1 protein-coding gene is annotated in these 1,272 nt (G+C 33.6%); it reads right to left on the reverse strand.

Features of this window, described 5'->3' with window-relative positions:
- Positions 1 to 111: 111 nt before the first annotated feature.
- Entirely contained in the window at positions 112 to 1,194 is a 1,083-nt protein-coding gene (locus BUB85_RS20870) for a recombinase family protein (protein WP_084534174.1), read from the reverse strand.
- Between the last annotated feature and the right edge of the window lie 78 nt (positions 1,195 to 1,272).

Consider the following 1,272-nt stretch of genomic DNA (forward strand, 5'->3'; position numbering starts at 1 on the left):
AAAAATTTGTTACTTATATTTTACCGCACAAGAGGTACTCCTGCTTAGATTCTGGTTATTTTATTGCGAAAAGTTTTTATTCCTCAACGCTGATTCATTCCATTTTTAGTTTTACATCGCCTGCTTTTCCGAGAATAACATCATTCTCAGCACAGGCTCAATATGATCCATAAACCTCCATTTAATCTTTATTGCTTCTCCTTCGAAATCAACTCTTGAAATCAAATTATTGAAATCCTTCTCCGAGTATGTTTCTTTATCTTTGTAGCTTTGAATTACATTCCTTATCTCTTCTTCCCATACTAGCTGTTCTTGCTTAGCCCCTATTCCATTCAGAATCTTCATCTTATTTTGGACAAGTTCATCTATGTTGGTTGAAACCTTCTTTTTGTGAACAAGGTAATCGTCCTTATCCATGATTCCATCCCGGTATTTTTCATATAATCCAGTTGTGGATTGTTTCAGCTTTTCAATCTCCTTATCAATGTCAGCTGCACTCATTTCTGACTTGTTACTTCTCATTGTTTTACTCTTGTTTCTTAATACAAAAGAATCCACATCCACCAGCATCTTAATATATGCTCGTATAATTTCTGCAAGTGTCTGATATAAATCATTAACCATGATTTTGGTTCCCTGGCACTGCGAATCATACACTCCATGAGTACAGTAAAAATAAGGATTAATCGTGGTATTATTTTTTTGTAATAATCTCCCGCAATGAGGGCAATAACAGAATCCGCTTCTCCGATTCTCCCCTAATGCAACATTTTTTCTTTCCGCCAGAGGCATTATACATTCGTTCACTTCTTTAAATACCTCTTTTGAAATAATAGCTTCATGTGTATTTTCTACTATAATCCAATCCTCCCTATCTACCCGTACATTGCTTACTTTTGCAATTTTAGTATTTACTCTGACATTACCAACCATATCTCCTGCATATCTTTGATCTCTTATTATTTTCATAATCTTTGTAGCTGTCCAGCAGGTTTTATCGTCAATATTATACTTTCTTCTGTCAGACTTGTTTTTGTACCATGCTGGTGTTTTAATTTTTTGTTTATTTAAAATGTTCGCAATCTGAATACTATTATTTCCATCCATAGCAAGTTCAAAGATTTCTCTTACAATTGGAGCAGTCTCTTCATCTATAATATATTGATGAATGTTAGATGGTGTAATTCGTATAATTACCTGCTTCTCATTTTCCTGTTTTCAAGCAAATTACAAAAAGGTACAGGATAAATTAATCTGGCTTATTTTTCAGCA

The sequence above is a fragment of the Hespellia stercorisuis DSM 15480 genome (assembly GCF_900142165.1).
GTDB classification, from domain to species: Bacteria; Bacillota; Clostridia; order Lachnospirales; family Lachnospiraceae; genus Hespellia; species Hespellia stercorisuis.